The 17,661-nt window shown below is 66.8% G+C and carries 12 protein-coding genes; 6 read left to right on the forward strand and 6 right to left on the reverse strand.

Features of this window, described 5'->3' with window-relative positions:
- Position 1: 1 nt before the first annotated feature.
- Positions 2–1,546 (reverse strand): threonine ammonia-lyase, biosynthetic, encoded by a 1,545-nt coding sequence (ilvA, locus tag QSJ34_RS03285; protein ID WP_420798825.1) that lies wholly within the window; start codon positions 1,544–1,546, stop codon positions 2–4.
- A 327-nt stretch (positions 1,547–1,873) separates the two neighbouring features.
- Here ilvA and QSJ34_RS03290 point away from each other — a divergent pair, with 327 nt between their 5' ends.
- Positions 1,874–5,083 (forward strand): S41 family peptidase, encoded by a 3,210-nt coding sequence (locus tag QSJ34_RS03290; RefSeq protein ID WP_285570258.1) that lies wholly within the window; start codon positions 1,874–1,876, stop codon positions 5,081–5,083.
- A gap of 52 nt (positions 5,084–5,135) precedes the next feature.
- Here the strand turns inward: QSJ34_RS03290 and QSJ34_RS03295 are convergent, their stop codons facing one another.
- From QSJ34_RS03295 to QSJ34_RS03310, 4 genes are all read right to left on the reverse strand, one after another.
- Positions 5,136–7,046, reverse strand: coding sequence for a sensor histidine kinase (locus QSJ34_RS03295; protein ID WP_285570262.1), 1,911 nt, complete (start codon positions 7,044–7,046; stop codon positions 5,136–5,138).
- A gap of 222 nt (positions 7,047–7,268) precedes the next feature.
- Positions 7,269–8,429 (reverse strand): M29 family metallopeptidase, encoded by a 1,161-nt coding sequence (locus QSJ34_RS03300; RefSeq protein ID WP_285570266.1) that lies wholly within the window; start codon positions 8,427–8,429, stop codon positions 7,269–7,271.
- A gap of 48 nt (positions 8,430–8,477) precedes the next feature.
- On the reverse strand, positions 8,478–10,418 hold the full coding sequence (locus QSJ34_RS03305; RefSeq protein ID WP_285570269.1) for a HEAT repeat domain-containing protein: 1,941 nt from the start codon (positions 10,416–10,418) through the stop codon (positions 8,478–8,480).
- A 65-nt stretch (positions 10,419–10,483) separates the two neighbouring features.
- Complete coding sequence (locus QSJ34_RS03310; protein WP_285570272.1) at positions 10,484–10,858, reverse strand: PilZ domain-containing protein; 375 nt, start codon at positions 10,856–10,858, stop codon at positions 10,484–10,486.
- Between the two features lie 110 nt (positions 10,859–10,968).
- On the opposite strand from QSJ34_RS03310, the gene mtgA reads away from it, so the two are divergent.
- Positions 10,969–11,679 carry a monofunctional biosynthetic peptidoglycan transglycosylase gene (mtgA, locus tag QSJ34_RS03315; RefSeq protein ID WP_285570276.1) on the forward strand — a complete coding sequence of 237 codons (711 nt, stop codon included), beginning with the start codon at positions 10,969–10,971 and terminating at the stop codon, positions 11,677–11,679.
- A gap of 2 nt (positions 11,680–11,681) precedes the next feature.
- On the opposite strand, the gene QSJ34_RS03320 is transcribed toward mtgA, so the two are convergent.
- On the reverse strand, positions 11,682–14,738 hold the full coding sequence (locus tag QSJ34_RS03320; RefSeq protein ID WP_285570279.1) for a ligand-binding sensor domain-containing diguanylate cyclase: 3,057 nt from the start codon (positions 14,736–14,738) through the stop codon (positions 11,682–11,684).
- 145 nt (positions 14,739–14,883) lie between these two features.
- Here QSJ34_RS03320 and QSJ34_RS03325 point away from each other — a divergent pair, with 145 nt between their 5' ends.
- The 4 genes from QSJ34_RS03325 to QSJ34_RS03340 all read left to right on the forward strand — a co-directional run bounded on the left by QSJ34_RS03325 (position 14,884) and on the right by QSJ34_RS03340 (position 17,629).
- The gene (locus QSJ34_RS03325) at positions 14,884–15,870 is read left to right on the forward strand and encodes a malate dehydrogenase (protein WP_285570284.1); all 987 of its coding nucleotides are present in this window, start codon (positions 14,884–14,886) and stop codon (positions 15,868–15,870) included.
- 151 nt (positions 15,871–16,021) lie between these two features.
- Positions 16,022–16,189 (forward strand): hypothetical protein, encoded by a 168-nt coding sequence (locus QSJ34_RS03330; protein WP_285570287.1) that lies wholly within the window; start codon positions 16,022–16,024, stop codon positions 16,187–16,189.
- Positions 16,190–16,251: 62 nt separating this feature from the next.
- Positions 16,252–16,521, forward strand: coding sequence for a MoaD/ThiS family protein (locus QSJ34_RS03335; RefSeq protein ID WP_285570290.1), 270 nt, complete (start codon positions 16,252–16,254; stop codon positions 16,519–16,521).
- A gap of 1 nt (position 16,522) precedes the next feature.
- Complete coding sequence (locus QSJ34_RS03340) at positions 16,523–17,629, forward strand: sialidase family protein (protein WP_285570294.1); 1,107 nt, start codon at positions 16,523–16,525, stop codon at positions 17,627–17,629.
- Positions 17,630–17,661: the final 32 nt, after the last annotated feature.

A 17,661-nucleotide genomic window follows, 5' to 3' on the forward strand; every position in this document is an offset into this window, starting at 1 on the left:
CTCAGCTCAAAAAGAGCCCGTAGGCCGGGTTCTCCCCTTCATCGACAAAGCGGTAGCCCAGCCCGTCGAGGAAGGTCCGGAAGGCGTCCTGGTCTTCGGGAGGCACCTGGATGCCCGCCAGAACCCGCCCATAGTCCGCGCCGTGGTTCCGGTAGTGGAAGAGGGAGATGTTCCAGCCGTGGCTCATGCGGTCGAGGAAGCGCAGGAGGGCGCCGGGCCGTTCGGGGAATTCGAAGCGGAACACCCGCTCGTGGGTCGCGCCGGGCGCGCGGCCGCCCACGAGGTGGCGCACGTGGAGCTTGGCCATTTCGTTGTCGCTGAGATCCTGGGCCTCGAGCCCTTCGGCCCGGAGCCGGGCGAGGAGCGGCTCTACCTCGGAGCGGTCCGCCATCTGGAGTCCGACGAAGATGTGGGCCCGTTCGGGATCCGCCAGGCGGTAGTTGAACTCGGTGATGGCGCGGTGGCCGATGAGCTCGCAGAAGGCCTTGAAGCTGCCGGGCCGCTCGGGGATGGTGACGGCCAGCAGGGCCTCGCGCCGCTCGCCCAGTTCGGCGCGCTCCGCCACGAAGCGGAGTCGGTCGAAGTTGGTGTTGGCGCCGGAAAGGATGGCCACCAGGTTTCCCGAGAGCGAGCCGCCCTCCTGCCGTGCGGTCCAGGCTTTCAGCCCGGCCAGGGCCAGGGCTCCGGCGGGTTCGAGGATGGATCGCGTCTCCTCGAAGACATCCTTGATGGCGGCGCAGATCTCGTCGGTGTTCACCAGCACGATCTCATCCACATGCTGGCGGCAAAGCTCGAAGGTCAGCTCGCCGACCTGGCTGACGGCCACGCCGTCGGCGAACAGCCCCACGCGCTCCAGCTTCACGCGATGGCCCGCCTCGAGGGAGCGGCGCATGGCGTCGGCGTCCACGGGTTCCACGCCGATGATGCGGATCTCCGGATGCAGCCGCTTGAGGTAGGCGGCCACGCCCGCGATGAGGCCGCCGCCACCCACGGGCACGAAGACGGCCTGCAGGTTCCTGGGCATCTGACGCAGCAGCTCCATGCCGATGGTGCCCTGGCCCGCGATGACATCCAGATCGTCGTAGGGGTGGATGTAGACGCGGCCCTCGGAGGCCGCCAGCGCCTGGGAATGGGCGTAGGCCTCCTCGAAGGAATCGCCGTGCAGCACCACCTCGGCGCCCAGGGTTCGGACGGCGTCCACCTTGATGCGGGGCGTGGTGACGGGCATGACGATCACGGCCCGGCAGCCGAGCTTCTGCGCGGCCAGGGCCACGCCCTGGGCGTGATTGCCCGCGGAGGCCGCGATGACGCCGCGGTCGCGCTGGGCCGGATCGAGCTTGGCGATCTTGTTGTAGGCGCCCCGCAGCTTGAAGGAGAAGACCGGCTGCAGGTCCTCGCGCTTCAGCCAGACCTTCTCGCCCAGGCGGCCCGACAGGCGCGGCGCGGCCTCCAACGGCGATTCGATGGCCACGTCGTAGACCAGGGCCGTGAGGATGCGTTCGAGCAGATCCCGTGAAGGGGGTTGGGCCCCGGAGGCGTTCAACATGGATGTGTTCGGCATGGATGCGTTCAAGGGGTGCTCCTGGATAAAGAAGAACCCCCCGACCTGACGGTGCGGGGGGCTTGGAATCGGAGATCGGATCCGGCCTATGCCCCCTCGCGCGACCGAATAATCGCGATGGCGGGGTGAATGATGGGAAGCCGGGAAGGTGTCATGAAGCTGAACCGAAAAGCCAAGCTAGCACCCGGCCCGGGGATGCACAAGCCGATCGGTCCTGGCGGGGGCCATGCGCGGCCCTTGGATCCGGATGGGATCCCGGTGTTGATTCCTCGTGAAGCGAGGTATATTGCTTCATCCGTTCCGGAGTCTTTGATGATGCGCATCCGTGCTTCCGCCCTGCTTCTCGTCGCTGGCGCCCTGGTGGCCCAGGACCGAGTCCCCCGCTTCGTCAGTTCGCCGGACGTGAACGGCGACCGCGTGGTGTTCACGTGGGAGGACGATCTCTGGCTCGGATCCCTCAAGGGCGGTCAGGCCCGGCGCCTTACCACCCATCCGGGCCTGGAGACCGCGGCCCGCTTCAGCCCCGACGGCAAGTGGATCGCCTTCACGGCCCAGTACGACGGCGTTCCGCAGGTCTACGTGATGCCCGCCGAAGGCGGCGCGCCCAGGCGCCTCACCTGGGGCGGCGCGGCCACGGTGCAGGGCTGGACGCCGGACGGGATGAAGGTCCTCTACAAGACCGTCGCCGATTTCGACCGCCGTCCCGTGGAGCGCTTCTTCACGGTGGATCTCGAAGGCCACCAGCCCGAGGCGCTGGCCGTGCCCCGCGGCGTGCAGGGCTCCCTGTCGCCCGATGGCCGGAGCCTCGCCTACAACGCGAAGGGCCACGTCGAGTATTACTGGAAACGCTACAAGGGCGGCGACCACCAGGACCTCTGGTTGGCGGATCTGAAGCAGGGCACCTTCACCAAGCTCTCGGACTACGTGGGCCGCAACGGCGCACCCATCTGGGCCGGCGCCAAGGTGATCTTCGAATCCGACCGCGGCAGCACGGGCATCACCAACCTCTATGCGGTGGATCCCGCCACCAAGGCCGTGGAGCCCCTGACGGACCTGAAGGACTTCGACGCGCAGCAGCCCAGCAGTGATGGCCACACCGTCGTCTTCGTGCAGGGCGGCCGGCTGCAGGCCCTGGACCTGGCCACCAAGGCCCTGCGCACGGTGCCCATCACCACCTCCAGCGATGGCTGGAAGGCGGCGCCGCGTTCGCTGAACCCCAAGGACTGGATCCAGTCCATGAGCATGACGGGCGGCCAGGCGGTCTTCGAAGCCCGAGGCGAGGTGTTCCTCGTGCCGACCGACGCCACCAAACCCACCCAGAACCTCACCAAGACCCCGGGCGTGCGCGAGCGCATGCCGCGCCTCTCGCCGGATGGCAAGCGCGTGGCCTACTTCGCGGATGCCAGCGGCGACTACGACCTCTACGTGCAGCCTGTGGACGGTAAGCCCGAGCGTATCCCCACGGGCCTGAAGACGGCCCTCTACCACCTGGAGTGGAGCCCCGACGGCACCAAGATTCTCTTCGGCGACAAGAGCTTCGCCATCTACGTCATGGACGTGGCCACGAAGAAGCTCACCAAGGTGGACGAATCCCACGAGCTGAAGAACGACCAGTTCACCTGGGAGGTCAGCGACTACGCCTGGTCGCCGGATTCCCAGTGGGTGGCCTACAGCTTCGTCGAGCCCAACCGCAACAGCCGCATCTACCTCGCCAACCTGGCCACCAAGCAGAAGCTGACGCTGACCGACGGCTTCTACGATTGCCTGAACCCCCGCTTCGACCTGGACGGCAGCACGCTGTATTTCCTCAGCTACAGCAATTTCCACACGCGGCTGGATCCCAGCCAGGACAACCACATCCAGTCCGCGCCCGTGCAGGTCATGGCCGTGAAGCTGAAGGCCGACGACAAGGCCGCTTCTTCTTCCACGAGCGTCTTCCGCATCGATGCGGCGGGCCTGACCGACCGCATCGAGCCCCTGCCGGTGAAGCCGGGCAACCTCTTCCACTTGAAGGCGGGCAAGGGCCTCGTCGGCTGGGATGAGGTGGAAGGCTGGGATGACGGTGTGATGGAAGAGGTCTACGGGGCCCGCGGCCTTGAGAAGTGGAAGGTGCACCTCTACGATCCTGCGGCCAAGAAGGACAAGGAGGCGGTGCTCAACGATGCCGTCAGCGACTGGACCTTCGATGCCGACGGCAAGCGGATCCTCCTCCGCAAGGGGCCGAACTTCCACGCGGGTGACGTCTCGGCCGTGTTCGCTTCGAAGGCCCTGCCCGAGAAGCTGGATCTGGAGCGCATGGTCATGACAGCCGCGCCCCGTGAGGAGTGGAAGCAGATCTTCGAAGACACCTGGCGCTGGTACCGGGATTTCTTCTACGACACGAACATGAACGGCAACGACTGGAACGCCATCGGCGCCAAGTTCCGTGCCCTGCTGCCCGAGTTGAACTCGCGGCAGGAACTGAACTGGCTGCTCAGCCAGATGGTGGGCGAGCTCAACGTGAGTCACACCTATGTGAGCGGCGGCGACTTCGGCCCCGGCCGGCCCGTCCCGAGCCCGGTCTATCCGGGTCTGCTGGGGGCCGATTTCAGCGCCGAGAACGGCGTCTACAGGTTCGCCAAGGTCTACGGACCCACGGCCTATGCCCGGAACCTCAAGGCCCCCCTGGCGGATCCGGCTCCAAAGGTGAAGGAGGGCGAGTACCTGCTGGCCATCGACGGCAAGCCCCTGCGCGCGCCCGAGGTGATCCAGGCCCGGCTCCAGGTCATCAAGGGCCAGAAGGTGACGCTCACCGTGAACAGCAAGCCCACCATGGAAGGGGCGCGCACCCTGGATGTGGAGCCCGTTCCCAACGACTGGGACCTGCGCTACGAGCATTGGATCGCGGGCAACATCGCCGCCGTGGACAAGGCTTCCAACGGGCAGCTCGGCTACATGCACATCACGGCCATGACCGATCAGAACATCGGCCAGTTCGACAAGTACTGGCGCGCCTTCCGCTACAAGAAGGGCATCGTCATCGACGTGCGCGGCAATGGCGGCGGCTGGACCGAATACTTCATGATCGACAAGCTGGAACGCAAGCAGGTGGGCTTCAACGTGCTGCGCGGCATGGGTCCCTTCCGCTACCCCAACACTGCCTCCGATGGCCGCTACGTCTTCCTCAGCAATGAGCAGAACGGCAGCGACGGCGAAGCCTTCCTGGCCCACGTGAAGGCCCGCAACCTGGGCCCCATCGTCGGCATGCCGAGCTGGGGCGGTCTGGTGGGCATCGTGAACACCCAGCTCACCCTGGACGGCGGCCGCGTCGAGCAGAGCAACAACGCCTTCTACGGCAAGGAAGGGCAGTGGTGGATCGAGAACCACGGCGCCGAGCCCGACTTCACGGTGGAGAACGATCCCGCCAGCCTCCTGCAGGGCCATGACCGCCAGCTCGAAGTGGGCATCGAGACCCTGCTGAAGAATCTGAAGGAGAATCCGACGCCGAGCTTCCCGCCGGTGCCCGCCTATCCCAAGCGCTGAGCCGTCCGAGTGAGCCAAGGGCCCTGAGGTTTCCTCAGGGCCCTTGGCTGTTTCACGAATCCCCGCGACGCCCATCTTGCTTGCGGAGGGTGGGCGGGAACTCGATCTGGAAGCGGGTGCCTGCTCCGGGCTCAGTCTCGAGATGAATCTTCCCACCGTGGGCCGAGACGATGTTGGCGACCATGGCCAGGCCGAGCCCGGTGCCCTTCTCCGGCGCTTTGGTGGTGAAGAAGGGTTCAAAGACGCGCTCCCTTACCTCCGCCGTCATGCCGGATCCCGTGTCTTCCACCAGCAGGCAGGCCTTCTCTTCGAGCCGGAAGGTCCGCAGCCGAAGCACACCCCCCTCTGGCATGGCATCCCTCGCGTTCAGTCCGAGGTTCACCAGGATCTGCTGGAGTTTGATGGGTTCGCCAAACAGAAGGGGAAGGTCTTGAGACAGGTCGGTCTCGACCCGGATGCGACCTCCCATGACTCGGCGGAGGAGGGCTGCGGCGTGTTCCACGAGATCGTTGAGGCTCAGCAGCTCCCGTTGCCCGTGGTTGGGCCGGCTGTAGTCCATGAGGGCGCGGAGCACCTCGGAGCACTTGAGGGTGGCGCCTTCCGCGGCGCGAAGATGGGGTTCCAGCTCGGGATGGACCCCCAGGATGGTGCGACAGATTCCGATCTGTCCGAGCACCAGCGAGAGCTGGTTGTTCACGTCATGCACGATTCCCGGGGCCATGTGGCCGACTGCGTCCACCCGCTGGCTGTGCTCGACCTGGGTCATGAGGCGCTTCCGCTCGCTGTCCGCACGCCCGGCGAGATGGAGCTTCTCCCCGACGCGCTGCAGTTCCCAGATGTCCGAGTTGAAGTTCATGGGTTCGAGCGGATCTGCGGAAGGCGAGGCGTCTTCTTCCGCCAGCTGGCGCATGGGGCGGATGACGCGATTGTGGAGGTCGAACAGGGACCAGGCCACGCCGAGGACCACAAGCAAGGCGACGAGGAAGGTGAGCAGGGCGAAGCGCCGCTGGCCGGGGAAGAGATCGTCTTCCGGGATGGCCACGTGAAGGTTCATCTGCGGCCTACTCTTTGGAGAAAACAGTCCCGTGGCGCCCACGTACGTCTTGCCGAGATCCAAGAGATAGGGGGTCTCCCCGGGACGGACGCTCATCTGACCGCTCAGGAGGGTTTCCATGAGCGAGGGAGACAGGGGCATGAGGTGGTGGGCGAAGCGCGTGGGGGGGTCGAGCATCCCCTTGAGGCGGGGCGGCACCAGCAGGCGGCCTTCGGAATCCGTGACGATGGTTCGGGAATCCGGGGTGGGCCTTTGTTCCCAGATCAGCTGGGTCAGTTCCTCCAGGGAGACATCGACCCCGATCACGCCAAGGAGCCGTCCGTCTCCGCTGCGGATGGGAACCGTGTAGGTGAAGCCGGCCACGGCGGATGAGAAGTAGCGGTAGGCCTCCGGGGTCCAAGCGGGCGCTGAGTGGGCGGCGCCGAACTGGTACCAGTAGCGATCCTTCGCCACGTAGACTTCGCGTTCATCCCCTGGGCCCAGCACCCAGTGACCGTTCCGCACCATGTAGCGTCTGGGGCTCCGCCCATCCTTGAAGAGGATCAGGTTCCACTCGCCATCCCGGCGGACGACGCAAGCGGAATCCCCGTTTTCGCAGCTCAGCACCAGGTTGGTGATGATGGCGCCCTTTTCCAGGAAGGGAATGACGCTCTGGAGGTTTTCGGGCTCATCGAGCCGACCCTGCGTGCTGGACCACCAGGCGCCGAAGGCGTGTCCGGTGTCTTCCGCCCTTTTGAATTCCCGGTCGACGGTCTGTCGGATCTGCACCAGGGATTCCTCGGCGCGCGAGCGCCCATGGGTTTCCACGACATGGACAACGCCCCACCACCAGAGGCTGAAGAGGCCCAAACCGCAAAGCCCCGTCAGTAGGATGGACTTCCAGAGCACCGTGCTCTTCAGGCGGGGCATACCGGGGACCTCCAAGCGCAGTGAGTCGCACCCTGGGCTCCCACCACTTCCAAGACCGCCTCGATCCGTGGCTGAGTTCAGTCCGGCGGGTCGAGATAGAGATAATATAGATCGCTGCAAGTAATAACAAGCGATCATCACTAAGGGATATATCGCTTGCAAGACAGATCCTCGAAGACCTCTGACCCTTCCTAGGACAGGCAAAGCGCGTTCGAGACCTGTTCAGAAGCGGATGCTGTACTCCCCGTTGCGCATGAGCGCGAGGGTTTCGCCATCAGCCATGCTCAGATCCACGGCCACGACCTTCACGTCCGGCTGGGTTTCGGGCACGTAGACGCGGTCGATGTGGATGACGGCGTCATGGCTGGAGAATTGGGCCGGGCCCACCTGGCCGCCGAAATGGTCACTGCGGCCGAAGGCGATGTGCAGGCCCAGTTTCTCGTCCAGCAGGATGACGCCGATGGGCTTCACGCCGAAGGCCGCGAGCACGCCCAGGCCCAGTTCCGCGAGGTTGCCGTAGGCGGGTTCCCTGGCCAGCAGGGCCGCCTCCTCCCGCGAGGCAGGCCCCTCGCTGAGGACTTCCAGGGCCTGGTTCTGCGCGATGCGGTAGCGCACGATCTCGGGGCCGAACTGCACGGGCAGGATGCCCGCCGTGCGGCTGGGATCACCCTCGCGTTCGCCCTCGTAGGGCACGATGTAGGCTTCGCCCGAAGGCAGGTTGCCGGCGATGCCGGGTGTCGGAAGCAGGCCTCCCGAGGCGTGCCCCGTGCGGTGGCGAAGGTCCAGGTGCAGGTCGCAGGGGCCCTCTGGAGTCTCGAACCTGAAATCGGCGCCTTCGGCCCGGTCCAACAGGTCTTTGAGCAGCACGACGCGGCGGTTCACCTCGACGTAGTCGAGACGCAGGGCAGGGACCATGTCGGCCCGGAAGCCCGGCATGGTCGCGGCGCGGATGGGATGCTTCTTCGCGGCCATCTTCAGGGGCGCCGTGGCCGAGAATTTCGTCAGCGCGAGGAGGATGGGATGGGTGGCGTAGAGCTCCGTGAAACCGATGGCGGCCGCCGGATCCAGTGAATCCACGGAGGGCAGGGGGCCTCCATCCAGGACCCAGGCTCTTTCCGGAAAGTCGCCGTTGTTGGTGTGCACGTTGGGGAAGGCGACGAGATGCGTGTCCATGCCCAGCTCTGAACGGTGCGCGTGGAGCTCCCGCACCCACTCGGCCGCGATGGCGCGGCGGGCCACCCAGCTCGCATCATCGGGGACTTTGGCGTCGGGCAGGTCCACCAGAATGGCCACGGAGCCTTCTCCTGGCCGGGGCTGGAACACGCGCCGCACCAGAGCCACCAGCTCCTGGCCTGACATCCGATCCTGGGCGCCTTCGCTCATGCTTTCCTCCGCTTGGGAGGATGGCGCGGGGCGCGGCTCCTGTCGAGCTCAGACCGAGGCCAGCTGGGCCAGGGCGCGGGCGCAGGTCTGGAGGTGCGTGAGGTCCTCGGGGGAAACGGCCCCCGGCGGGCGCTTCTCGTCCAGGGTGGCCTGGAAGAGGGTCGACAATTCGACCCACACACCGGAATTCTCGGGATGGACGTTCAGCAGGGTGTCGGCGATGCGGCGCCGCAGAGGCCAGGGATTGCGGTCGCTCCATCCGCCGCGCACGGCCTTGATCAGCACGTTCGAACGGCTGGCGGGCAGTGGGTTTTCCGGCGTCGGGTGGGCCTTGGCCAGGGCTTCCACGGCGATGGCCCGCAGCGTGGGGCTGTTGAGTTCTTCGGCCTTGGCGCAAAGGGCCAGGGCGCCGTTGGCGTCGCCCAGATCGCGGAGGGCCTCGGCGATGGCGACCTGGATCTTGGGGGCCTGGCCCGAATGAAGGAGGTTCACCAGCGGATCCACGGCCGACGGCGAGCCGATGGCGCCGAGGGTTGCCAGGATGCCCACGAGGAGGGCTTCTCGGGTTTCGGTGGGGATGCGTTCCAGAAGGTCCGGCACAAGCTCCTCCAACTTGTGCATGGCCATGAAGCGCAGGCCCACCTCCACCTCGGCGGGGTCCTCGTCGGCGAGGAAGGCCCGCGCGGTGCCCACGGCTTCCGGCAGCTGGCCGAGGTGCCAAAGGCTCCGGTCGGAGATATCGGTGATGGCATCCCGCCGCAGCTTCATGAAGGCGTAGCGCAGGCCCGGGTCCGAGCGCTCGCCCAGGGCCTCCAGGGCCGCGCCGCGGATGGCGCCGTCACTTTGATCCAGCACCAGGTCGATGAGGTCCTGGGCTTCGGGCGGAACCAGCCTGGCCAGCGCGCAGGCGGCGCCCGCGTGGCCGGTGCCCAGGCGAAGGGATTCGGCCAGGACGGGGATCACCTGTCCGGCGTCGATGAGCCCCTGGCCCGCCAGGGTGGCTAGAGATTGGGAGGCCGAATCCATTCCGAATTCGATGCGCCGGGTGCGGCGCTGCGCGGCCTCGCCCGCCTGTCCCAGGGCCTTCGCCAGATGGGCCGGCTTGTCGACGAGGGCTTCCTTGAGCGTGTCGAGGAGGAACGCGTCCAGCACGCCGGGCTCGCAGGCGTGAAGCCGCGTGATCGCCGATTGGATCCGATCACCATTGCCCGAGGCGAGGTCCGCCAGCTCGGTGAGCGGCTGTGCGGGATGATCAGTCCAGCGGGCCGTGAGCATCTGGATCACCTTCGCCATCACCTCGGTGCGGGGAAGGCTGCGGAACTCGGTGAGGAGCACGCGGACTTCGCGGTCCTGCAGGGCCTCCTGATGGGTCGCCTCCAGGTAGGCGAGCAGGAAGGCGGCGGCCTCTTCGGATGGCACCTGACCCATCAGCTTGAGGGCATGCCGGAAGATCAGGGGGTCGGGATGGTCCACCGCAGTGCGGAGGGCCCCGAAACTGTCGGCGGTGATGAGCTTGGCGAGCTGATGGGCGCCCTCGTTGGCATCCGCGGGCTGGACGCTGCCCTGAAGCAGGCGCGAGAAATGGTGGAGAAACGCCTCGGCGGGGTCGGATTCCTGCAGCACCTGGTTGACGATCTCGGAGAAGCCGGGTGTGACGCGGCTCAGGGAAAGGGCGCGGAGGCATTCCAGGGCCGGAGGCGTTCCCATCCGTCCCAGGGCCCGCACACCCGTATCGAAGAGGGCCAGGTCCTTCTCATGGCGGAGGATGCGATCAACGATGGGGATCCATTCCTGCCAGGGGAAGTAGTAGCTGAATTCGAGGACGAGCTGCTTCAGTCCCGGGGGACAGGAGACTCGCGACACCCGCCCGGCCAGCTCTTCCACGGCGGCCGTGCCCAGCCCCGCGACGGTGCGGAAGAAGGCGAGCTGATCGTCCCGCCAGGCCGGGTCCAGGCGATCGAGGAAGAGTTCGAAGGGGGTTTGTTTCATCGGGGAGCGTCGGGTCCTGTTTCCATCGGCACCGGAGGGGCGGGGGTTGATCCTGGACCGCCGCTTTATTCCTTCTTCAGTTTTTCCGCCACGTGGCCGGCGATGAGTTCCCTCACGAAGGGCGTCGTCTCCTGGAATTCCAGACCCGCGAGGACGTAGCCGCCGGTCTTTCCGGGCACCTTGCCCAGCAGGCGCACCACGACCGCTGACAGCGGCACGAAGGGAAGGTCCGGGTGGTCGAGGAACACGGACTCCAGGAGGTCGCCCACTTCCATGTGACGGGCATCGGCGGTCTGGATCTCCAGTCCGCATCCGCCGGCGCTTAGATTGACCAGGCGGCCGTCGTGGATGGGGGTGCCCTGGGCCTGGAACCTGACCCCGTAGGCGCCATCGTTGATGCTGAGGCGCGGGTATTTCCGCTTCTCGGGCTGACTGGACATCCTGGAGGTGCTCCCCTGCGGAGGGTTCCGGCGGGCCGGAATCCAAAAGCCGTCCCTGACCCATCGGCTGCCGGGCTGGCAGACTGAATGTTTTGACGGGATCAGGCGACATGGCGAAGAAGCGGGGCTGGATGGGACGGATTCTGGTGGGCCTGGGGTGGGCCCTGGGCCTGTTCCTCGCCTTGAACATCCTCCTGGTGCTGATCTTCCGGTTCGTGCCGGTGCCGGTCTCGGGTCTGATGATCCAGCGACGCATGGAGGCCTGGAGCGAGGATCGGCCCTACACCTCGCACCATCAGTGGGTTCCACTGGAGGAGATCTCCCCCAGCCTGGGCCTGGCGGTGATCGCCGCGGAGGACCAGAATTTCGCCGACCATTTCGGCTTCGATTGGCAGGCCATCGAGAAGGCCATCCAGCACAACGAGAAGAGCCGACGGAAGCGGGGGGCCTCCACGGTCTCCCAGCAGACGGCGAAGAACCTCTTCCTCTGGAACAGCCGCTCCTGGGTGCGCAAGGGCTTCGAAGCCTGGTTCACCCTGCTCATGGAGGCGGGCTGGTCCAAGCGGAGGATTCTCGAGGTCTACTTGAACATCGTGGAGTTCGGCGACGGCGTCTACGGCGCCGAATCGGCGGCGCGGACCTATTTCGGCAAACCCGCCAAGCGGCTCAGCGCCCCTGAAGCCGCCCTCATGGCCGCGGTGCTGCCCAATCCGCGAAAGTTCAAGGTGAGCGCCCCCAGCGAGTACATCCGGGGGCGCCAGGGCTGGATCCTCAACCAGATGCGGCAGCTGGGCGGCGAACAGATGGTCAAGGCCCTGTAGGCTCAGGCCCCTCCCTCCGAATCCCAGACCAGGGGCCGCTGGTCGCTGGCGCGCAAGGCGACCTGATCGGCGAGCACGCTTTCGGCGGGCGCGTCCTCGAAGCCACTCGCAGAGGCCTCCGCGCCTGCCCGCCCGGCGACACCCAGCCAGCCATCCCGCCCCGACCGCTTCATGGCATAGAGGCAGCGGTCCGCCAGGCGGATCTGGTCTTCCCAGGAGGTGGCTTCGGGGTGATCCGTCTGGAAGGGGAAGATGGAAAAGCCGATGGAACAGGTCAGGGGCACAGGAACCGAGACGCCCAGGTCGAGGGGCTGTTCCCGGATGGCCTGGTGCAGGCGGGCCACGACGGCGGCGGCCCCATCCAGATCGGTCGTCCGCCCGACGAAGAGGATCTCCTCGCCGCCCCAGCGCACGAGGAAGTCCGATTCCCGGGCCACGTGCCGGAGGATGTCGGCGATCTGCCTCAGGGCACGGTCTCCGGCCTCGTGGCTCCAGGTGTCGTTCACCCGCTTGAAGTGGTCGATGTCCAGGAGTGCGAAGACGAGGAAAGCCTCGGATCCGGCGGCCCCCGAGCGCTGGCTGCGAAGGATCAGCGACAGCACCGGCGGCAGCTCCTGGCTGAGATAGCGCCGGTTGCGCAGACCCGTGAGGGGGTCGGTGGTGGAGATGGCCTCCAGGGCGAGGTTGCTCAGTTCCAGGGCCTCCGTGCGCTGCTGCACCAGGGTCTGGAGCTCTTCATTGCGCCGTCGCAGACGCCCCGTGCGCCAGCGGAATCCGGCGCGTCCGATCACGTGCATCGCGCCGATGCCGAGGATCCACATCCACCACCGGGCCCACCAGGGATACTGGATCTGGAACCGCGCGCTGGCCATCGGTCCAGGAGGTTCGCCTTCGAGGAAGGCGCGGACCTGCAGCTCGTAGCGCCCCGGCGGCAGGGTGGAATAGCGCAGATCCCGGGTGCCCAGGTCCATCCATTCCTCTTCCAGCCCCAGCAGGCGCCCCTGGAAGTGCAGCCGGCCCTCCTGCTGGTAGTCGAGGGAGGTGAAGCGCGCGGACAAGGTGCGGTCGCGGTACGAGACGCTGCCGAGTTCCCGGGTTTCCTCACTGGGAAGGTCCCAGGCCTTCGAGCCGAGACGAAGGGACATGAGCACGGTCCTGGGGGCTTCGGTGGCGGTGCCGCTGGCTTCGGGCAGGTGGTGGAGCAGGCCCGTCGTCGATCCGAACCAGAGGCCGCCATCGGCGTCGGCCCAGGTGGAGAAGGGGTTGCAGTCGGTCCCGATGAGGCCGTCCTCGCGGCGGAACAGGCGCTGGTTCTGCCCCTGGAGGCGCTGCACGCCGCGCGGTCCACCCACCCACAGGCTGCCCGAGGGATCGGCCACCAGGCTGTAGATGGAATCGCTGGCCAGCCCGTTCTTGCGGGTGCGGTGCTCGAGCAGGCGGGGCGTCTCGCCGTTGAGGTCGAGGTGGGTGAGACCGACGGGTTCTAGATAGCCCAGCCAGGCGGTACCGTCGGGCATGGGCGCCATGGCCCACAGCGGGGAGGCATGCAGTCCGACCTCGGCGCCGAACATCCGCCATACTCCGCGATCCAGGCAGGCCAGCCCTCGACCCGTGGACACCCACAACCGCTGTCTGGCGTCGACGTGGAGGGCCGTGAGCTGGCCCAGATCGCCGCTTCCGGGCAGGTCGACATGCTGGAAATGCCGCCGTCCATGGGGTGCCTGCAGCTGCCAGAGGCCCTCGTTGGAGGTGGCGATCCAGAGGGTTCCCGCCGCGTCGAAGGCGATCGCCACAGGGATGGCCATGGCGGGGGAAGGCGGCAGGGGAATGCGCGACAGGCTTCGGCGATCCGGGGAGATGCGCACGAGGAAGGGATGTTCACCCGCGCCCCAGATGCTGCCGTCCGCGGCTTCGGTGAGGGTGTAGAGCACGAGGCCCGCACCGGGCGGGAAAGCCCTGGGGCCGCTCGCTTCCATGCGGGCGAGGCCATTGCTCGTGCTCACCCAGAGGGTGCCTTCGCGATCCCGGAGCAGGCCCCAGGTGGTATCCCCAGGCAGCCCGTCCAAGCGCGTGTAGTTCTGCCAGGACCCGTTGCCCTGAAGCAGGTGCAGCCCCAGGCTCGACAGCCACAGGTTGCCCGCCCGGTCCACCAGGGCCTGGTTGGCCCAGCCGTTGGGTATGCCGCGATCCTCGCCGAGGAGCCGCCATGGACCCGCGGCGGGGAAATGCAGGAGGCCCTTGGCGGTGGGCACGAACACGCCGCCGCTTCCGTCGGCGCAGAGGGATTCCTCGTAGAAGCTGACGGCCACGGGAGGCAGGCCCTGGGCGGGAAGGATGGCGGTGGCGGCGCCCCGGCGCAGCAGCCGGAGCTGGCTCGGCGTGCGGATCCACAGATCCCCGGTTCTCGTCATGTGTAGGGCCTTCACGGGCTCGGCGGACAACCCCTGGCGGCTGGACCAAGTGGCTGGCGGGGACCCGTCCGCGAGCCGCCAGAGGGTTGAGGTGCCCCCGACCCACATGGCTGAACCGTCCCGCGCGAGGGAGAAGGCCGGGCCCTCGGACCACCCGGGCACGGGATGGAAACCGGAAGCGCCGCCTTCATTGCAGAACAGGCCCTGCTGGGAAGCCACCCAGATCCGGCCCCGATCATCGGTGGTGACCTGATGGATGAGCGCGTGGGCCAGCGGATCTTTGACGTCCAGCAGGTGGATCCGGCCTTCCTTGAACCAGCAGAGTCCCGCCCGGGTGCCGATCCAAAGGTTGCCCTCGGGCCCCGAGGCGAAGGTGCGGACCCAGGCGGAGGGAAGCCCCTCGGGCAGGCTCCAGAGCCGGAAGCTGGTGCCGTCATAGCGGTAGGCGCCGCCTTCGGTGCCCACCCACAGGAAGCCGGCCTGGTCCTGGGCGAGGCAGGTGAGGCTCATGTGCTCCAGGCCTTCCGCGGCGCCGTGGGGACGGAACACCATGCGCCCCGACACAGGAATCCCCGCCGCGCGGACCAGCGGCAAGGCGAGCAGGAGGAGGGAGAAAAGGGATGCGAGTCGGATGGATAATCCTGGCATGGGAGGATCTGGGGATCCTCATCGGTGTCTGGACCGGAAACTTGCTGTTCGGGCGGATTTGAAGGAAGGTCCACAGGAATTCCCGACCTGTCGGTTTCCAAGAACCCGTGAAGGTATAGAATGACCTATCTTCAGGAGGACCCGTATGAAGCCCCCCGTTCGCGTGGCCGTCACCGGCGCTGCCGGTCAGATCGGATACAGCCTGCTCTTCCGCATTGCCAGTGGCGCGATGCTGGGCAGCGACCAGCCCGTGATCCTCCAGCTGCTGGAGATCACGCCAGCCCTCAAGGCCCTGAACGGCGTCGTCATGGAACTCAATGACTGTGCCTTTCCCCTGCTGGCGGGCGTGGTCACTTCGGACGACCCCAAGGTCGCCTTCAAGGATGCGGATTACGCGCTGCTGGTGGGCGCGCTTCCGCGCAAGGCCGGCATGGAGCGCAGCGACTTGCTGAACGCCAACGGTGGCATCTTCAAGCCCCAGGGTGAGGCTCTCAGCGAAGTGGCCAGCCGCAATGTGAAGGTGCTGGTGGTGGGCAATCCCGCCAACACGAACGCCTTCATCGCGCTGTCCAACGCGCCTAAGCTCAAGCCCACCCAGTTCCACGCGATGGTGCGCCTGGATCACAACCGCGCCATTTCGCAGCTGGCCGAGAAGACCGGCAAGCCCGTCACCGCGATCAAGAAGATGACCATCTGGGGCAACCACAGCGTCACGCAGTTCCCCGACCTCTACCACGCCGAAGTCGACGGCAAGAACGCCTACGACCTGGTGAATGACCACACCTGGTACGAGAACGTCTACCTTCCCACCGTGGCCAAGCGTGGCGCCGCCATCATCGAGGCCCGGGGCCTCAGCAGCGCCGCCAGCGCCGCCAACGCCGCCATCGACCACATGCGCTCCTGGGCTCTGGGCACTCCCGAAGGTGACTGGACCAGCATGGCCTTTGTCTCTGACGGCAGCTACGGCGTACCCGAAGGCCTGGTCTACGGTTTCCCCGTGACCGTGAAGAACGGCCAGGTGGAGATTGTGAAGGGACTCGAAATCAACGCCTTCAGCCGCGCCAAGATGGATGCCACGGCCAAGGAACTCGACGAGGAACGCCAGGCCGTCAAGCAGCTCGGGCTCGTCTAAGCTTTCAGACCAGAAGAAATGACGCAGGGGGCGACCCCTGCGTTTTTTTCTGCCTGGCGTTTTCATAGGGTGAACCTATGTTGGGCTGAGCCAGAGGTGGACCATGATGAGTCCAGTGGAACGGCGCCAAGTGTGGAGCAGGATCGTCGGAGTGGAGCGTCGGGCTGCGCCCGTCCATGATCTGGATGGCCACCCGCTTCCGGATCCCACACGGCTTGAAGACGAAGAGTTCATCGAAGCCCAGAAGCAGCTCGAACGGGAGAAACGGCGGGCCCAGGCACACCTGGACCGCTGGGACGACCCCACCCGGTTCGATTGAAGGCCGGCGCTTGACGTGAGGCTTCACAGGGAAGACATTGGCGGATTCGGCGATGAGGCGCCATGCCCTGTGTGACCTTCACGAGCAACCTCCGACGGCACGTGGCCTGCGACCCCTGCACGGTGCCGGGGGCATCGGTGCGGGAGGCCCTTGAGGCGGCCTTCCAGCAGCGTCCCCGGTTGCGGGGGTACGTGCTGGACGAGCATGGTGCCCTGAGGTTCCACATGGCCATCTTCGTGGATGGCGTGCCCGTCGAGGACCGCCGGACCCTCGGCGATCCTGTGTCCGAAGCTGCCGAGATCTACGTGATGCAGGCCCTTTCCGGAGGTTGAGATGTCGGACCAGCTGCTCGTGTCCACCCGCAAAGGTCTCTTCTCGGCCCAGCGCCGGAACGGGATCTGGGACCTGGTGCAGGTCCACTTCCTCGGGGACAACGTTTCCCTGGCCATGCAGGATCCCCGCGACGGCGCCTGGTACGCCGCCCTGGACCACGGGCACTTCGGCGCCAAGCTGCACCGGTCCAAGGACCGCGGCGCCACCTGGGAGGAGATCGGCGTGCCCGCCTACCCGGAGCCGCCCGAGGGCCATGTGGAGAAGGATTTCCTGGGGCGCGAGATCCCCTGGCGCCTCATCCGCTTCTGGTGTCTCACGCCAGGTCTCGCCTCCCAGCCCGGCCTGCTCTGGGCCGGCACCCTTCCGGGCGGCCTCTTCTGGAGCGAGGACAGCGGCGCCACCTGGCACCTGGTGGAGGCTCTGTGGAACATGCCCCAGCGGCGAAAGTGGGCCGGCGGCGGCGCCGAGGTGCCGGGCATCCATTCCGTCGTCGTGGATCCGCGCGACGGGAACCGTGTGGTGGTGGCAGTCTCCAGCGGCGGCGTGTGGCATTCCCGGGACTGCGGGAAGACCTGGACCGCCCACACTCAGGGCATGCGCGCCGACTACGCGCCCCCCGAGCTGGTCGAGGCCCCGGAATCCCAGGATCCCCACCGAATGGTGCAGTGCCCCGCCGCGCCCCACGTCTGGTGGATCCAACACCACAACGGTATCTTCCGCAGCACGGACGACGCCATGACCTGGACGGAGATCACGGACGTGAAGCCCTCCGTCTTCGGGTTTCCCGTGGTGGTGCACCCGAAGGATCCCGACACGGCCTGGTTCGTGCCTGCCATCAAGGACGAGCGCCGCATCCCCGCCGAGGGCCGCGTGGTGGTGAACCGCACCCGCAACGGAGGCCGCACCTTCGAGACCCTGCACCGGGGCCTACCCCAGAGCTGGGCCTATGACCTGGTCTACCGCCACGCCCTGGATCTGGACGCCAACGGTGAGCGCCTGGCCTTCGGCTCCACCACCGGTTCCGTCTGGATCAGCGAGAACGCCGGGGACGACTGGATCACGCTGGCAGAGCATCTGCCGCCGGTCCATGCCGTACTGTTCGTATAGGGGGGCTGGGCTAGGCTGGAGGCGGGCCCCTG

The sequence above is a fragment of the Geothrix limicola genome (assembly GCF_030268085.1).
In the GTDB taxonomy this organism is placed as follows: Bacteria; Acidobacteriota; Holophagae; order Holophagales; family Holophagaceae; genus Geothrix; species Geothrix limicola.